The 16675-nt window shown below is 69.9% G+C and carries 16 protein-coding genes; 6 read left to right on the plus strand and 10 right to left on the minus strand.

Features of this window, described 5'->3' with window-relative positions:
• Positions 1-8: 8 nt before the first annotated feature.
• Genes ACSFBM_RS22020 through ACSFBM_RS22030 form a run of 3 tightly spaced genes read right to left on the minus strand, consistent with a single transcriptional unit; the run spans position 9 to position 2927 of the window.
• Positions 9-1211, minus strand: coding sequence for an amidohydrolase family protein (locus ACSFBM_RS22020; protein ID WP_435486266.1), 1203 nt, complete (start codon positions 1209-1211; stop codon positions 9-11).
• A gap of 34 nt (positions 1212-1245) precedes the next feature.
• A complete protein-coding gene (locus tag ACSFBM_RS22025) occupies positions 1246-2721 on the minus strand; it encodes a sodium:solute symporter family protein (RefSeq protein ID WP_435486267.1) in 1476 nt (491 codons plus the stop codon).
• Positions 2718-2927, minus strand: coding sequence for a DUF3311 domain-containing protein (locus ACSFBM_RS22030; protein WP_435438020.1), 210 nt, complete (start codon positions 2925-2927; stop codon positions 2718-2720). Before ACSFBM_RS22030 ends, ACSFBM_RS22025 begins: the two co-directional genes overlap by 4 nt.
• A 168-nt stretch (positions 2928-3095) precedes the next feature.
• On the opposite strand from ACSFBM_RS22030, the gene ACSFBM_RS22035 reads away from it, so the two are divergent.
• From ACSFBM_RS22035 to ACSFBM_RS22045, 3 genes are all read left to right on the plus strand, one after another.
• A complete protein-coding gene (locus ACSFBM_RS22035) occupies positions 3096-3866 on the plus strand; it encodes a GntR family transcriptional regulator (RefSeq protein ID WP_435486268.1) in 771 nt (256 codons plus the stop codon).
• A gap of 139 nt (positions 3867-4005) precedes the next feature.
• Positions 4006-4953: a DMT family transporter gene (locus tag ACSFBM_RS22040; RefSeq protein ID WP_435486269.1), complete on the plus strand. Its 948-nt coding sequence runs from the start codon at positions 4006-4008 to the stop codon at positions 4951-4953.
• Positions 4954-5003: 50 nt separating this feature from the next.
• A complete protein-coding gene (locus ACSFBM_RS22045; RefSeq protein WP_435486270.1) occupies positions 5004-5834 on the plus strand; it encodes a TorF family putative porin in 831 nt (276 codons plus the stop codon).
• Between the two features lie 46 nt (positions 5835-5880).
• Here ACSFBM_RS22045 and ACSFBM_RS22050 read toward each other — a convergent pair whose 3' ends face one another.
• Complete coding sequence (locus ACSFBM_RS22050; protein ID WP_435486271.1) at positions 5881-6918, minus strand: Bug family tripartite tricarboxylate transporter substrate binding protein; 1038 nt, start codon at positions 6916-6918, stop codon at positions 5881-5883.
• Between the two features lie 140 nt (positions 6919-7058).
• Between ACSFBM_RS22050 and ACSFBM_RS22055 the strand changes: the two genes are divergently transcribed.
• The 3 genes from ACSFBM_RS22055 to ACSFBM_RS22065 all read left to right on the plus strand — a co-directional run bounded on the left by ACSFBM_RS22055 (position 7059) and on the right by ACSFBM_RS22065 (position 10118).
• The gene (locus tag ACSFBM_RS22055) at positions 7059-8741 is read left to right on the plus strand and encodes an MBL fold metallo-hydrolase (RefSeq protein WP_435486272.1); all 1683 of its coding nucleotides are present in this window, start codon (positions 7059-7061) and stop codon (positions 8739-8741) included.
• Positions 8741-9481 (plus strand): RNA pseudouridine synthase, encoded by a 741-nt coding sequence (locus ACSFBM_RS22060; protein ID WP_435486273.1) that lies wholly within the window; start codon positions 8741-8743, stop codon positions 9479-9481. Before ACSFBM_RS22055 ends, ACSFBM_RS22060 begins: the two co-directional genes overlap by 1 nt.
• 124 nt (positions 9482-9605) lie before the next feature.
• The gene (locus ACSFBM_RS22065) at positions 9606-10118 is read left to right on the plus strand and encodes a hypothetical protein (protein ID WP_435486274.1); all 513 of its coding nucleotides are present in this window, start codon (positions 9606-9608) and stop codon (positions 10116-10118) included.
• 67 nt (positions 10119-10185) lie between these two features.
• Here ACSFBM_RS22065 and ACSFBM_RS22070 read toward each other — a convergent pair whose 3' ends face one another.
• From ACSFBM_RS22070 to ACSFBM_RS22095, 6 genes are read right to left on the minus strand one after another with little or no spacing between them, the layout of a single operon-like run.
• The gene (locus ACSFBM_RS22070; RefSeq protein WP_435486275.1) at positions 10186-11406 is read right to left on the minus strand and encodes a multidrug effflux MFS transporter; all 1221 of its coding nucleotides are present in this window, start codon (positions 11404-11406) and stop codon (positions 10186-10188) included.
• Positions 11403-12902, minus strand: a complete 1500-nt coding sequence (locus ACSFBM_RS22075) for an efflux transporter outer membrane subunit (protein ID WP_435486276.1) — start codon at positions 12900-12902, stop codon at positions 11403-11405. Before ACSFBM_RS22075 ends, ACSFBM_RS22070 begins: the two co-directional genes overlap by 4 nt.
• Positions 12899-13855, minus strand: coding sequence for an efflux RND transporter periplasmic adaptor subunit (locus tag ACSFBM_RS22080; protein ID WP_435486277.1), 957 nt, complete (start codon positions 13853-13855; stop codon positions 12899-12901). Before ACSFBM_RS22080 ends, ACSFBM_RS22075 begins: the two co-directional genes overlap by 4 nt.
• Before the next feature lie 14 nt (positions 13856-13869).
• Complete coding sequence (locus tag ACSFBM_RS22085; RefSeq protein ID WP_435486278.1) at positions 13870-14076, minus strand: DUF1656 domain-containing protein; 207 nt, start codon at positions 14074-14076, stop codon at positions 13870-13872.
• Entirely contained in the window at positions 14073-16214 is a 2142-nt protein-coding gene (locus tag ACSFBM_RS22090; RefSeq protein ID WP_435486279.1) for an FUSC family protein, read from the minus strand. Before ACSFBM_RS22090 ends, ACSFBM_RS22085 begins: the two co-directional genes overlap by 4 nt.
• Complete coding sequence (locus tag ACSFBM_RS22095) at positions 16215-16667, minus strand: MarR family winged helix-turn-helix transcriptional regulator (protein WP_435438069.1); 453 nt, start codon at positions 16665-16667, stop codon at positions 16215-16217.
• Between the last annotated feature and the right edge of the window lie 8 nt (positions 16668-16675).

The raw sequence follows: 16675 nt of genomic DNA on the forward strand, positions 1-16675 counted from the left end.
TCTGGCGCTCACAAGGCGGCCACGTCCGCCTGCAGCACACCGTTGCGCGCCACGATGCGCCCGCCCGACACCACCAGCCGGCGCACGGGGCGCGACACCACGGCCTGCGCGACGGTCTGCGCGTCGAGCAGCACCAGGTCGGCGCGGTTGCCGGGCACCAGCCCGTAGGCCTCGAAGCCGCAGCCGCGCGCGCCGGAGTGCGTGACGGTGTCCAGCGCCACTTCGATCTCGTCGTCGCGGCGCAGGTTGTAGCGCAGGCCGATGATCATGGCGCGCTCGAGCATGTCGGGGTTGCCGTACGGCGACCAGGTGTCGCGGATGCCGTCGTTGCCGCCGAGCACGGTCACGCCGGCCTGGCGGCAGGCCATGAGCGGCGGCACGCTGCGCGAAGGCGGCGCGCTGGTGATGAGCACCACGCCCAGCTTCGCCATGCGCGCGAGCAGCGCTTCGCGCTCGCGTTCGCTCACGTCGCCCAGACAGAAGCCGTGGCTGATCGCCACCTGGCCCTGCATGCCCAGCGCCTCGGTGCGCTGCAGGATCAGGTCAAGCGAAAACGCGCCCATGGCACCGGGCTCGTGCAGGTGGATGTCCAGCGGGCGCTGGTGCTTGTGGGCGATGCCGAACAGCACGTCGAGCGACTTCACCGGGTCGCCGTCAATGGCGCAGGGGTCGAGGCCGCCGAGCACGTCGGCGCCCATGGCGAGCGACGCATCGAGCAGCTCGGCCGTGCCGGGCCGGCCCAGCAGGCCCGACTGCGGAAAGGCCACGACCTGTATCTGCTGCACCTCGCGCAACGCCTCGCGCGTGCGCAGCGTGCCTTCGAGGTGGCGCAGGCCGGCCTGCGTGTCGACGTCGACGTGCGTGCGCAGCCGCGTGGTGCCCAGCGCGAGAAAGGCCTTGGCCAGCACCAGCGACTGCACGGCGGCGTCGTGGCCGCTGGCGTGGCGGAAGGCGCGCTCGTTGTCGATCTTGTCGGTGAGGTTGGTTCCGACCTCGTTGCGGTACCAGTCCATGCCCCACAGGGTCTTGTCGAGGTGGGTGTGGCCTTCGACCAGGCCGGGCAGCAGCAAGGCGCCCTGCCCGTCTTCGACGGCGGCGCCGGCGGGCGCGGCCAGCCCCGCGCCCAGCTCGGCGATGCGGCCGTCGTGCACGCGCACGTCGGTGGCGGCACCGCCCATGGGGCGCACGTTGCGGATCAGGAGCGAGGACATGGGTTGTGTTCTTTCAGGGACATCAGGCGTCGAATCAGGCCGGTTGTGCGGAAACGGTGCGCGGCACGATGCGCGCCGTGAACAGCGCAACGATCACGAACACCAGCGCATTGGTCGCCAGCGCCACCAGCCCGGTGTTGAGCGACTTGAACACCACCGGCGCCGCGGGGAACAGCGTACCCAGGTTCGAGCCCGTCGTCATCATGAAACCCAGCACCGCGCCGCCCGCCAGGATGCCCGCGAAGGCCGCGTGCTTGTTGCCGAACGGCCTCTTCATGAGGCTGAACAGCAGCGAGGGCAACAGCTGCGTGAGCAGGCTGGACGCGAAGATGGCCACGGCCACGATGGTGGTGCCGCCGCGCAGCACGAAGTACACCGCCACCAGCGCGAACAGCGGCAGCACGCCGCGTGCCACGCGCGACACCTGCTTGTCGGTCGCGTTGTGGGCGAAGCCTTCCTTGTAGACGTTCTTGCCGATCACGGTCGATGCGGTCAGCAAGATCATCGAGCCCGGCACCAGCGCCGTGAGCACGCCCGTGCCGCCGATGACGCCGACGAACCAGGGGTCGAAGGTGTGCTTCACCAGGCCGAACAGGGCCAGGTCGACCTCGGAGCCCTTCAAGCCCGGCACCTGCAGGATGGCCGCGAAGCCCACCAGGAACAGGAAGGCGATGACCACCTGGTACAGCGGCATCAGGATGGTGTTGCGGCGCACCGCGCTCGCGCTCTTGGCCGCGTACACCGAGGTGAGGTTGAACGGGTACAGGTAGTAGCCCAGCGCCGTGAGCAGCACGGTCGAGTTGTACCAGGTGAGGTTCAGGCCCTCCTTGGGGAACTCGAAGAAGCTCGGGTTGGCGGCATGGATGGCCGTGAACATGGGCGTGACGCCGCCGTAGTAGTGCCACGGCAGGTAGATGCCGAGGAACACCGCGAGCGCGAGGATGAGCACGTCCTTCACGATGGCGATGCTGGCCGAGCCGTGGATGCCCGAGAACAGGATGTAGCTCACCATGACCACGGTGCCGATCCAGATGGCCACCTGCGGCGCGATGGTGCCGTACGAGGCTTCCGACACGATGATGCCCAGGCCGCGCAGCTGGATGGTCAGCAGCGCCACCATGCCCATGAGCGCCACGACGGACACCAGCACGCCGAGCGGGCGGCTGTTGTACTTGTGCGCGAAGAAGTCCGAGAACGACACCAGCTTGTGCTTGGTGGCGTAGCGCCACACGGCAGGCAGCATCCAGAAGGCCATGAGGTAGGCCAGCCCGCCGTAGGCCAGGATGTAGAAGGCCGGCGTGCCCTTGCTGTACGACCAGCCGCTCGCGCCCAGGAAGGTGAAGGTGGAGAACGACTCGCCCGCCATCAGCAGGAACACCATGATGGCGCCCAGCCCGCGCCCGCCCAGCGCCCATTGCTCCAGGCTCATGGTGCGCCCGCGCCGCGCGAGCACCGCGAGGCCGAGCGCGCCGATGACGAACAGCGCAATCACTGCCAGCGCGGCGTTCATTGCGTGCCTCCCGCTGCGGGTGCGTCGATGTCGCCTTCGGCGCGGTCGATGACCACCATGATCAGCGAGGTCAGCACCAGCCAGCTGACGTTCCACACCATCAGGAAGGGCATGCCGAGCACGAAGGTGGGCGCGACGGACGAGAGCCACCCGCCGCTGAAAAAAGCGACGACGGGCAGCGCGGCCAGCCATTTGACGGATTTCATCGGGGAGCCTCGATTCCGGGTTTGGTTGAGAGTTGAATCCTATTTTGGTTGACCATACATATTTGTTTTGGTTAACCAAACGTGGCAAATGGTACGGAGCCGAGCCGCCTGCGTCAATCCGGGGGATTTCCCGGAGGCGACAGGGCGCGGGCAATAATCGCCACGCCTATGCCTTCCACCGCACGCAAAACCCCCGCCCCCGCCGAACCGCCGCAGCCCTCGGACGCCGACGACGCGAACGTGGACGAGCGCGTCTACGCCGCGGTCTCCAAGGCCCTGCTGAGCGGCAAGCTGCGCCCCGGCACGCCGCTGCGCGAGCGCGCCCTGGCCGAGGCGCTGGGCTGCACGCGCGGCGCGGTGCGCAAGGCGCTGGCGCGGCTGGGGTCTGAAAAGCGGCTGGTGCTGGAGCACAACCGCGGCGCCTTCGTGCCCAACCCGTCGATAGCGGACATGCGCGGCATCTACCGCGCGCGGCGCATCGTGGAGGCCGGGCTCATCACCACGCTGTTCGGGCAGCTCGCGCGCGAGCAGGTGGCCGCGCTGCGCAAGCACGTGCAGGCGGAGCAGAAGGCGTTCAAGGAAGGGCGGCGCGAAGACTCCATTCGCCTGGCGGGCGACTTCCACCTGCTGCTGGCGCAGATGGCGGGCAGCGACGAGCTGCTGTCGTACATCCAGCGGCTGATTTCGAACACCGAGCTGTACAAGGCGCTGTACGACTCGGCCGAGGCCGCGAGCTGCGCGCCGCGCGAGCATGAACAGATCATCGAAGCGCTCACCGGCAAGTCGCTGGACAAGGCCCTCGCGATGGCGCTGGAACACCTCGACGAACTGGAGCAGCGCGTGATTGCCGGCGCGGCGGCCGAGCAGGAGGTGGACCTGGCCGCGCTGTTGAACGGCAGTGCGCCGGCACGCAGCCACGGGCACGATCACAGCCACTGAGGCGTTCAGGTTTCGCACGCAGGCGAAGCCTGCATCTTCGAAGGCCGGCAAAGCCTGCATCTGCGAAGGCCGGCAGAGCCTGCACGTTTCGCTCTGCGGCGAAGTGTCGGCGGGCCGGTCTCGCGAAGATCGGCGCACCATGCACACCACCCCTCTCGCCGCTTCAGGCAAACCCCACGCCCCCGCCCTCGAATGGGCGCTGCTCGCGGTACTCGCGACCTGCTGGGGCGCTTCGTACACCTTCATCAAGATCGGCGTGGCGACGATTCCGCCCGTCACGCTGATCGCGGCACGCACCCTTGTCGCAGGCCTGCTGCTGCTCGCGGTGCTGCGCATGCGCGGCGTGCGCCTGCCCAGGGACGCTGCCACATGGCGGCGCTTCGTGCTGCAGGCCTGCCTGAACAGCGTGCTGCCGTTCACGCTCATCGCGTGGGCCGAACGCAGCGTCGATGCGGGGCTGGCGACCATCCTCAACTCGACCTCGCCGATCTTCATCTTCCTGCTGGGGCTGGGCGTGGGCGGCTCGGAGAAGCCCACGCTGCGCCGGTTGTTCGGCGTGGGCGCGGGGCTGGCGGGCATCTGCCTGATCGTGGGCTTCGAGGCGCTGAACGGCCTCGGGCATTCGCTGCTCGCGCAGCTCGGGCTGGTGGTGGCCGCCGTCTGCTACGGCTGCGCCGCGATGTTCGGCCGCGTGTTCAAGGGGCTGGACCCGATGGTGCCGGCGGCCGGCTCGCTGCTGAGCGGGGCGGCGATGCTGCTGCCCGCGAGCCTGCTGATCGACAGGCCCTGGACGCTGTCTCCTTCGGCCGAATCGATGCTGGCGGTGCTGGCGCTGGCGGTGCTGTCGACGGCGCTGGCCTTCACGATCTACTTCCGGCTCATCAGGACGCTGGGGCCGATGTCCACCGCTGCGCAGGCTTATCTGCGCGTGCCCATCGGCGTGATGATCGGCGTGGTGTTCCTGGGCGAGACGATGGCGGCCACGGCGTGGGCCGGGCTGGCGTGCGTGGTGGCCGGCGTCATCGCGATGACGATGCCCGAGGCAAAACTTTTGCGCCGAAGCCTTCGATTTTTACGCGGCTTTTAGACGCTCGCTCCTACGCTGCCGGCTCCTCCATCCGTTAGCGAATTCTTTCGATGAAACACCTTCTTCGCATCGCCTTGCCGGTGCTCGTTCTCCCCACCCTCGCCGCCCTGCCGATGCTCGCGAACGCGCAGCTCACGGGCAACGTGGCGCTCACCACCAACTACAAGTTCCGCGGCCAGGACCAGGACATGCTGGGCAAGAACGACTACGCGAAGACGAGCGCCTTCAAGCCCGCTATTCAGGGTGGCTTCGACTACGCCTTCGGCGACAGCGGCTTCTACGTGGGCAACTGGAATTCGAGCGTCAACTGGCTCAAGGGCAACAGCCTGGAGAGCGACATCTACGGCGGCTACAAGTTCAAGGCCGGCCCGTTCGACATGGACGTGGGCGCGCTCACCTACATCTACCCGGGCAACTCGTCGGGCAACACCACGGAGCTGTACGGCAGCGCGGGCTACACCGACGAGGCCATCGGCTCGTTCACGCTGAAGTATTCGCACACGGTGTCGAAGGACTACTTCGGCTACGCGGGCAACAAGGCCGGCTCGGGCCTGAAGGGCACGAACACCGGTTACCTGAACCTGGCGTACAGCAAGGAGATTCTTCCCAAGGTCACGCTGAAGGCGGCGGTGGGCTACACGAACATGTCGAGCGACATCCGCAGCCTGGGCTACAAGAGCTATGTCGACTACAACGTCGGTGCGTCGTACGACTTCGGCAACGGCCTGTCTCTGGCCGGGTCGGTGCAAGGTGCGAACAAGCAGAGCGCTTATCTTGCGGTGAGCAACCCCGGTGTGGACCTGGGGTTCGGCGCTTTCGGCCGCCAGACTTACTCGCCCAACAAGGCGCGCTTCATCCTGACGTTGACGAAGACGCTGTAGCCCTGGCGACGGCCTGTGCACCGGCCCCGAACAACGGCGCCGGAAATCAGTCGATGCTGATGTTCGCCGCCTTGGCGACCTCGGCCCACTTCACCCGGTTGTCGTGCACGGTCTTCTTGAACTGTGCAGGCGTCTCGATGCGCACCGTGTTGCCCTGGCTCTCGAAGCGCTCGCGGATCTCGGGTGTTTCCAGCACCGCCTTCACGGCGGCATTTAGCTTGTCGACGATCTGCGGGTCGGTGCCCTTGGGCGCGAAGATGCCGAACCAGATCGAGCTGTCGAAACCCTTGGTGCCCGGCAGGCCGCTGGAGGCGATGGTCGGCACCTCTTTCACGGCCGGCACCGCGGCGGCGGTGGTCACACCCAGCAGCCGCACCTTGCCCGCCTTGTAGTGCGGCAGCACCGTTTGCACCTGGTTCATGATGCAGCAGGTCTCGCCGCGCACCACCGAGGTGATGGCCTCCGGGCCGCCCTTGTAGGGCACGTGCACCATGGTCAGCCCCAGGCGCGAGTTGAACTCGGCAAACGCCATGTGCGTGCCCGCGCCATTGCCTGTAGACGCATAGTTGTACTTGCCCGGGTTGGCCTTGACCAGCTCGACGAATTCCTTCAAGGTCTTGACGTTGATCACGTCCGGATTGACGGTGAGCACGTTCGACACGTCGAGCACCGGCGCCACCGCGATGAAGTCGGCCTCCACGTCGAAGGGCAGCTTCTTGTACAGCGCGGCGTTGCTGCCATGCGTGGCGGCGGTGCCGAACGCGAGCGCGTAGCCGTCGGGCTTGGCGTGGGCCACGTAGTCGCTGGCGATGTTGCCGGCAGCGCCCGACTTGTAGTCGATGATGACCGGGCGGCCCAGCTGCTTCGACAGCGGCTCCTGGATGGCGCGGGCCACCACGTCGACGCCCGAGCCGGCCGGGAAGCCCATGATCAGCGTGACGGGTTGCTGGGGCCAGTCTTGCTGCGCGAAGGCAGCCGGAACAGCGAGCGATGCCGCGGCAAGCAGCACGGCGCGGCGGGCAAGACCTGCGCAACGGGCCCAATGGGCCCAATGGGCAAAAGGAGAGGAACGAGAATAGGCCATGTCAGTCTTCCTTCGGAGCAGGCGGTGCAAATCGCGAAAGGGCGAATTGTGGAGCGCGGCTCATGCCCGTTTCCCCATGAGCTTATGCACGCGGCCCGCCGTTTCAAGCACGTACCGCGCCCGCTCCCCATAATCTCCCCATGGTCCGTCCCACCCAACAACTACACCCCCATCGCGAGCCCGCGACGGTGCGCGCAGCCGCCACCGTGCTGCTGCTGCGCGACACCGACGCCGGCTTCGAAGTGCTCATGACGCGCCGCTCGGCCACTGCCAGCTTCGCACCCGGCGCCTATGTATTTCCCGGTGGCCACATCGACGCGGCCGACGAAGCCGCCAAGCGCATCGCCACGCGCCGCTCCACGCAAAGCCGCGTGCAGCGCACGCAGGCCATCGCGGCCATTCGCGAGGCCTTCGAAGAGCTGGGCGTGCTGCTCGCGCGCCATGCCGACGGCGGCCCCGTGAGCGCCGACGACATCGCCGCGATGGACCGCAACGACACCGCGGGCACCGCCTTCGCCGACCAGTGCGCGGCACGCGGCCTGGTGCTCGATTCGGACCAGGTGTTCACCTTCGCGCACTGGATCACCGACCGCGACCTGCCCCGACGCTTCGACGTGCCCTTCCTGGTCGCGCGCATGCCCGAAGGCCAGGTGCCCTCGGCCGACGAAAGCGAACAGTTCGAGCCCTGCTGGGTGCGTCCGGCCGACGCGCTCGCGCGCCATGCGGCAGGCACCTTCTTCATGATCTTCCCGACTGTGCGCACGCTGCAGCGCATGGCGGCGTACACCACGGTCGATTCGGTGCTCGCGGCCTGCGCGCCCGGCGGCGCCGGCGGCGCAGGCGAGAGGCCGCTGTGGACCAGCTGCCCGCGCGGCGGCCTGCTGAAAGGCCAGGACGTGCGCTACATGGAGCACGAGCAGCCCTTCGGCGAGCTCGCGCTGGTGTGCCCCGACGGCCAGATGCTGCACACGCTCGACTGGCAAAGCGAGCAGCCGGTGCCGCTGCTGAAGAACGTGATGCGCCTCACCGCGCCCAACCCGAGCGCCATGACCGGGCCGGGCACCAACACCTACATCGTGGGCGATGCGGCCACGGGCTACATCGTGATCGACCCGGGCCCGAACGACTTCGACCACATCGGCCGGCTGTGGCGCGCCACGCACGGCGACGTGCGCATGATCGTGTGCACGCATTCGCATGCCGACCACTCGCCGGGCGCGGCGCCGCTGCAGGCGCTGTGCAAGGACACGAAGCCGCCGATCCTGGGCCTGTCGTCCGCGCCGACCGCGCGCTCGTCCGCGCGCTTCGTCGCCGAGCGCGAACTGCGGGACGGCGAGCGGCTGGTGCTGTCGGGCACCGCGCCGGAAGGCAACCCGCTGACCCACACCCTGCGCGTGATCCACACCCCCGGCCACGCGGCCAACCACCTGTGCCTGGTGCTAGAGGAAGACGGCCTTCTGTTCTCCGGCGACCACATCCTCAACGGCAGCACCACGGTGGTCGACCCGCCCGACGGCGACATGACGGCCTACCTCGATTCGCTGGACACGCTCGACGCGGCCTGCGAGGCGGGGCACGTCGAATTCATCTTGCCCGCGCACGGCTACGTGATCGGCACCGCGCGCACCGCCATCGGCATGCTGAAGGCGCACCGCCTGAAGCGCGAAGCCAAGATTGCCGCGGCCATGCGCAAGCTGCCCGACGGCACGCCCGAACAATGGCTGCCCATCGCCTACGACGATGTGCCCGAGCGCATGTGGCCGGTGGCCGCCCGCTCGCTGGCTGCGCATGTGGCGCGCATCCGGCAACTGACTGCAACTTGATGAACAAGAACGACCACAACAACTCCCCCCGGAACGACGGCGCCGACGAAGGCATCCGCCTGGCCAAGCGCGTGGCCGCGTTGGCCGGCGTGTCGCGCCGCGAAGCCGAACTGCTGATCGAGAACGGCGCGGTGCGCGTGGACGGCGTGCAGCAGATGCTGCCGCAGTCGCGCGTGCTGGCGCACCAGCAGGTCGAGATTGCCGCGGGTGCGAAGCCCGAGCCCATCGTGCCTGTCACATTGCTGCTGTACAAGCCTGCAGGCATGCCGACCGACAACGCACACCGCCTGCTGGTGGCCGCGAACCACCACGAACCCGAACGCGCCGGCCAGCGATTCCTGGCGGTGCACACCAAGGGGCAGCGCTGCATGACGCCGCTGGAAACCGGCGCCAGCGGCCTGGTGGCGTACACGCAGGAGTTCCGCATCGAACGCAAGCTGCAGGAAGACGCGGGCATCCTCGAACACGAGGTGATGGTGGACGTGGCAGGCCAGGTGAGCCCCGAGACACTGGCGCGGCTGGAGCGCTCGCCCGCTCGCGTGAGCATCGGCCGCCAGAGCGACGAACAGACCGGCCTGCGCTTTGCGCTGAAGGGCGCGCAGCCGGGGCAGATTGCGCACATCTGCGACAACGTGGAGCTGCGCATCCTGGCGATGCGGCGCATCCGCATCGGACGCGTGCCGCTGGCGGGGCTGCAGCCCGGCCAGTGGCGCTACCTGGCGCCCGACGAGCGCTTCTGAAAATCTTCGGGCTCGTTAGGTGCGCTTTCGGGCTCCTCGGGCCCCTCGGGCTCGTGGGGCTTTTCGATTTTTCTGACAAGGGACGACAACAACGATGCATCTACGCGCTGCCCTCGCCTGCTCCATGCCCCTGGCCCTGGTAACGGGCTGCTCGTTCTTTCCGCTCTTCGAGCCCACCCCGCCGCCCGCACCGTCCACGCCGCCCCCGCCCGTGGTCACCCGGGACGGCCTGGCGCCCATCACCGAGGCGCAGGTGGAGCGCATCCGCGAGGCCCTGGGCGGCAAGCCGCCGAGCCCCGCGGTCGACAAGGTGCTGCGCAGCGCATCGCCGACCATCGAGTCGTTCGTGCGCACCGAGGGCTGCATCACCGCTCGCAACGGCGCGGTGCTCAGTCCCTTCGCGGCGCCCGGGCGGCTGTTCGACGGCACGGGCTTCCAGGGCGGGCCGATGTCGGAGATGCAGTACCACGACAAGACCGCCTGCGTGACGGTGCAGCGCATCCAGAACTGGAAGATGGTGACGCCGAAGCTGCTGCGCTTCGAGGTGGTCTACGTGGGCGACGACGGCGAGGAACGCGCCGTGAAGCGGCACGAGCTGACGCGCCAGCCGAAGGGCGGCTGGCTCTTCACGCGTTGAGAGTGCGTCAGCACCTCGGGCGCTGAGGGCGCGTCAGCACCTCAGGCGTGCAAGGCGCATCAGCACCTCAGGCGCTGAGGGCGTCCATGCGCCTTTGCGTGCGCAGCGCCACCGCGAACGACAGTTGCGCCACGATGCCCGCCCCCGCCAGCACGATGGCCGAGGCCAGCGCCGGGTTGCGGTGGCCCATGCCGGCCAGCGCGGTGCACAGCGCGCCCACGGCCATCTGCGTGAAGCCGTACAGGCCCGAGGCCGAGCCGATGACCTGCGGGTTCACGCTGATCGCCTGCGTCAGCGCGGCCGGCGAAGCCATGCCGCAGCCGACCGTGAACAGGAACATGCTGGCGACGATGAGCGGCACCGACAGGTGCCCGGTGAGCGCCGCGCCCAGCAGCACGAAGGCTGCGGCCACGCTCAATGCGTTCGAGCGGACCATGAGCCGGTCGACGCGCACGCGCGAGATCAGGTGGCTGGTGAGAAAGCTGCCCAGCCACACGCCCGACACCAGGATGGCGAGGTAGATGCCCGCCTCGTGCGCAGGCCGGTGCAGCTGGTCCACGAAGATGAAGGGCGCCGACGCGATGAAGGCATACATCGACGTGGTGGCGCAGCCTCCGCCGATGGAAAAGCCCAGGAACGCCGGCGAGGCCAGCAGCTTTTTGTAGTTGCGCGCCAGGTCGCGCGCATTGACGGCCGCGCCGGGCGCGCCGGTCTCGGGCATCAGGCGCCAGGTGAACAGGAAGCCGACCACGCCCAGGCCGAACAGCGCATAGAAGATCGAGCGCCAGCCCAGCGTGGTGGCCAGTGCGCCACCGATGAGCGGCGCGAGGCTGGGGCCGACGGTGACCATGAGGTTCATCAGCGCGAGGCGGCGCGTGGCCTCCTGCGGCTCGGCGGTGTCGCGCACGATGCTGCGGCCCAGAACCAGGCCCGCGCAGCCGCCGATGGCCTGGAACAGCCGCGCGGCGATGAGCGAATTCACCTCGGGCGCCATGGCGGCGGCCAGGCCCGACACGCAATAGAGCCCCAGCCCGAACAGCAGCACCGGCCGCCGCCCGTAGCGGTCGGCCAGCGGGCCGTACACCAGCTGCCCCACCGCGAGCCCGAAGATGTAGAGGCTCACCGTCATCTGCATGGCGCCCATGCCGGCGCCCAGGTTCTTCGCGGCAATGGGCAGCGCGGGCACGAAGATGTGCATGGCCAGCGTGCCGCTGAAGGTGACCAGCGCCAGCAGCCACAGCGGCGCGTGGGGGCGGCGCTGCGGCGCGGAGGTGACGGTGGCGGTCATTGCTTGGTGGTGCTCGCGCGGGACGGGTCGGCGCCTTGCGCAAGGTTCGTATCGTCGGGCTCCCAGCCGCCGCCCAGTGCCATGAAAAGCATGACCTGGTCGTCGGACAGCTGCGCCTCGCTGGCGGCCAGCGCGGATTCGCTCGCGGCCAGCGCGCGCTCGGCGTCGAGCGAATCGAGGTAGCCGGTGCGGCCGTTCTGGTAGAGCTGACGGGCCTGGCGCGCCACGATGGCGCTCTGGTCGCGCGAGGCTTCGAGCGCGGCGCGTCGGTCGAGTTCGCGGGCGTAGGCGCCCAGCGCGGTCTCGGTCTCGCGCAGCGCCGTGAGCACGGTGCCGTCGAACTTGGCAAGCGCGCCGCGGGTGCCGGCCTCGGCCTGTGCGATGCGCGACTGGACCACGCCGGTGTTCGGAATCGTCCACGAGATCAGCGGGCCGAGGCTGTAGCTCATGCTGTCCTTGCGGCCGAAATCGGCGGCGGTGCTGGCCGACATCGCCGACAGGCCGATCGAGACGTGCGGGTACAGGTCGGCCGTGGCCACGCCGATGCGCGCGGTGGACGCGGCCAGCGTGCGCTCGGCCTGGCGGATGTCGGGCCGGCGGCGCAGCAACTGCGCGCCGTCGCCCACGGGCAGCACGCCGGCCACGCGCGGCGGCGTGGTGCAGCTCGCCACTTCGCGCGGAAAGTCCTGCGGCAGTGCGCCGGTGAGCGTGGCCAGGCGGTACAGCGCGGCCTGGCGGCTGGCCTGCAGCGGCGGCAGCGCGGCGTTGAGCGACTGCAGCTGCGCGCGTGCGCGGCCCGCGTCGATGGCGCCCGCGCGCCCGGCGTTCTGCAGGCGCTCGGTGACGTTCACCGCGTCTTTCTGCAGGCTGACGGACTTCTGCGCGATCTCCAGGCGCAGGCCGGTGGAGCAGGCTTCGGCGTAGGCACGCGCGGTGCCGGCGGCGACGTTCACGCGCACCAGGTCGAGCGCGGCTTCGGCGGCCTCGGTGTTCGCGGCGGAGGCCTCGATGGCGCGGCGCAGCTGGCCGAACAGGTCGACCTGGTACGACAGCGAGGCGCCCAGGCTGTAGTTGAAGGTACTCGGCGGCTCGTAGCCGCGCTGCAGCAGCTGGATGCCCGACTGGTGGCCGAACGACGGCCCGCCGCTCACGCCGAGGGTGGGGTACTTGCCGCCGGCCACTTCGTCGTCGATGGCGCGCTCGCGCTCCAGGTTGGCCACGGCCTGGCGCAGGTCGGTGTTGTGGGCCAGCGCCTGCTCCACGAGGCGGTCGAGCAGCGGGTCGTGGTACAGGCGCCACCAGTGGGCGGGCAGCGGCGCGGCGCTGGCGGGCGAGCCCGCGGCGGTACCCGCGAAAGGCTTGCCGGCGGCGCTCTGGCTGGCCACGGCTTCGGGCGGCTGCTTGTAGTCGGGGCCGACCGCCGCGCAGGCCGCGAGCGCGGCCGCGGCGGCCAGCGTCGCGATGCGAAAGACGAAGCGGGTCGTCATGGTGTTCATCCCTTCTGCGGTGCCGCCGAGGCGGGTTCAGCAGCAGGCTCGGCGGCCGTCCTGCTCTGCGCGGTCTTGTTGTCCAGCACCTGCACCGTGACCGTCTGGCCCGACACGAGGCGCGCGCCCTGCGGCAGCGGGTCGAGCTTGATGCGCACCGGAATGCGCTGCGCCAGGCGCACCCAGTTGAAGGTGGGGTTCACGCTGGGCAGCAGGTTGGCGCTGGTGGAGCGGTCGTGGTCGGCAATGCCGGCGGCCACGCTGTCGACCGCGCCTTCGAGCACCGCGCCGCCGCCCATGGGCGTCACGCGCACGCGGTCGCCGAGGTGGATGCGCGGCAGCTTGGTTTCCTCGAAGTAGCCCTCGACGTAGAACGACTGCGCATCGACCAGCGCGAGCACCGGGCGGCCCGCCGCGGCGTAGCTGCCCTGGCGCAGGTCGAGGTTGGTGACCAGGCCGGCGGTGGGCGCGCGCACTTCGGCGCGCTGCAGGTTGAGGCGGGCCGAGTCGAGCGCCACTTCGGCCTGCGCGACGGCGGCCTGCATCTGCTCGACGCGCGAGCGGGTCTGCTCGCGCGACTCCTTGGAGATGAGGTCGCTCAGGCCCACGTTGCGCGCGTTCTCGCGCTGCACCTGGGCGGCCATGGCGCGCTGCGCGGAGAGCGCGGCCTGCGCCTGGCGCACGGCCAGGTCGTAGCGCGCGCGGTCCACCTCGAACAGCAGCGTGCCGGCGGCCACCGACTGGTTGTCGCGGATGGGCACGGAGGTGACCAGGCCCGACACGTCGGGCGCGATCTGCACGACGTTGGCGCGCACGCGGCCGTCGCGCGTCCAGGGCGCGAGCTCGTAGTGGTCCCACAGGCGAAGGCCCGCCCACACGGCCGCGGCCACCACAGCCACGGTCAGAAGCACGCGGCCCAGGCGCGGTGCCCAGGGGTTGTCGGAGAGGAAACTGGCTTTCATCGGAATCTCGTCATTCATTGAAGGTAGGAGGTGACGCGGCTCAGCGCGTAGAGCAGCAGCAGGTACAGCGCCATGTCGAACAGCGCGGGGTGCCACACCCAGCGGTACACGCCGGTGGCCGCGAGCAGGCGGCGCACGGCCCACAGGGCCAGGAAGGCGCCGAGGGCCAGCACCATGATCCAGGGCAGGTACAGGCCGTAGAAACTGGCTTCGCCGATCATGCGGAAGCTCCTTGAACAGGTGCGCTCGGCCGCAGGGGCGGCGCGTCGGGAAAGAGGTTGCGGCGCAGGCCGACCAGGGCGGTGACGGCGGCGCGCGAGGCGGCCGAGGCGGCGGTGTCGCGCGCCTGCAGCACCGCATTCAGTGCGTCGTCGATCTGCGGCAGCAGGCTGGGCGGGCGCGGGTTCGTGCCGCCTTCGCCGCGCTGGCGGAAGAAGCGCGAGATGCTGCCCAGCAACGCAGCGGCAGTGGCCATCGGCAACTGCGCGCGCACACGTTGCAGCACGGCGATGTCGGCGCCCATGCGCAGGTCGCGCAGCGCGTCGTTCGCGGCCACGCCTTCGACCGTGCCGCCCGCCTGCGCGATGCGCGGCGCGAGCAGGCCGATGCGGTCGAGCATGCGCACGGCATAAGCATCGCTCTGCGCGTACTGCGGTTGGGAAGAGGCGGCCATGTCGCCCAGCTCGCGCCAGGTGGCGCGCTGGATGCGGCGCGCGCTCCAGTCGGCACCCACCGAACGCACAAGGCGGGTGACGCGCGCCGCGACCACCACGCCGACGATCTGGCCGATCATGCTGTTGATGAAGCTCACCAGGTCGGAGCTGGCCGTGTCGTGCAGCGCCAGCGTGCCGCACACGCCGAAGATGAGCGCCATCGCCGGCATGAAATGCGTGGGGCGCGGCAGGTACAAGCCCAGCAGCAGGAACAGCGGCGCGCAGATGGCCACCAGCATGCCGAAGTCCTGCACCGTGGGCATCAGCACCAGCACATAGAGCGCGGAGATGGGCACCGACCACAGCGTCCACTTCAGGAAGCCGTGGATGGCCGGCACCGGGTCGTCCATGGTGGCGAAGAAGCAGCAGAAGACGGCGGCCATCATGGTCGCGGCCGAGCCCATGGGCCAGCCGGTGACGATCCAGAACGCGCCGCACAGGCAGATGGCAATGACGGCGGCCAGCGCCGACAGCAGCGCCATGCCGTAGTCGCGGTGCAGCACGCGGGCGCCGAGCGCGGCGGTTCGGCGCAGCGGCGCGGCGCCCTTCAGGCCTTCGTCGATGTCCTGGCGCAACTGCGCGCAGGCGGTCCAGCCGTCGACGAGCTCTTCGAGGCGACCGGCCAGGCCGATGCGCAGGGCGCGGCCCCAGGGGGTGGGCGCTGCCGCCGCGCTGTCAGGCGTGGCGCTGGCGCTCAGCGCGTCGATGGCACGGCGCAGGGCCTGCAGGCGTTCGGCGCGGGCCGCACGGGCCGCTGCATCGGCGGCAGGTTCGGCTTCTTCGCGCAGCCATTGCGAGGCCTGCGCGAGCACGGCCGTCACGTCGCTCGCCAGTGCGCCTTCGGCCTGCACCAGCGCCTGCAGCCGGTCTTCGACGGCGGAGAGCGCGGGCGTGAGCGCGGCCACGCGGTCCTGCATGGCGCGGATGGCGCCGGCGGTCCAGCGCAGGTGCGTGGTGTCGAAGGGCACGTGGGTGGACAGCAGGCGCAGCTGCGTGATGTCGCCGGCCAGGCGGCGGCGGTCGTCGTCGAGGCGCCGGGGGTCGGCGCTTGCGCTGCGCTCGCCCTGGCCCGCGGGCTGCAGCAGGTCGCCGAGCCACTTGCGCGCGTCCACCAGCGTGCGGTCGAGCAGGCCGAGCACGGTCGGCGCGAGCCCCGCGGGAAACACCAGGCTGTGGACCAGCGTGGCGCAGAAGATGCCCAGGCCGATTTCTTCCACGCGCGCCACGGCGGTGTCGAACAGCACCAGCGGCGTCTGCACCGACGGAAAACCGATCAGCGCGGCCGTGTAGCCCGCGAGCATGAAAACGTACGAACGCGGCGTGCGGTCGAACAGCGAGATGCACAGGCACAGCCCGACCCACAGCGCGAGCACCAGCGTCAGCAGCTCGGGGGCGTTGGACAGCGCGGGCACCAGCAGCACGGTGGCGGTGCTGCCGATGAGCGTGCCGCAGAAGCGGTACAGCGCCTTGGAGCGCACCGCGCCGGCCAGCGGATGGGCCACGACGTAGGTGGTCATGAGCGCCCAGAACGGGCGCGGCAGGCCGGCGCGGCTGGCGAGGTACATCGCCAGCATCGCGGCGGCAAAGCTCTTGCCGGAAAAGAGAAGCTCCGCGCGGGTGAAGCGCGGCAGGCTGAGCGTGGCCATCTACTTGCGCCCTTCCAGCGAGGGCAGGTTCTGCACGGTGCGAACGCCCATGCGCTCCTCGAGCACGCCGAACACGCGCAGGCAGGCGGCAATGTCGGCGTCGGGCACGCCGTCGAACAACGACGCGCGCATCAACGTCAAGGCGGCCTCGAGGGGCGCACAGGTGGCCTTGCCGGCCTCGGTGAGGTGCAGGGTCTTGGCACGTCGGTCGGCCGGGTCTTCGCGGCGTTCGACCAGGCCCGCCTCGACCAGCTGGTCGACCGAGCGCACCAGCGACGGGCCTTCGATGCCCAGCGCCTCGGCCAGCACGCCCTGGCGCACCTCGCCGTTCATGCGCCCGAGCATCACGATGGGGTAGGCCAGCGTCTGCGACACGCCGACGTGCGCCACCGCCTTGTCGGCCGCCGCGCGGTAGCCACGCTGCAGGACCGCGAGCGACGTGCCGAGCCGCATCAGCGCCT

This window comes from Variovorax pasteuri (assembly GCF_051216435.1).
In the GTDB taxonomy this organism is placed as follows: Bacteria; Pseudomonadota; Gammaproteobacteria; order Burkholderiales; family Burkholderiaceae_C; genus Variovorax.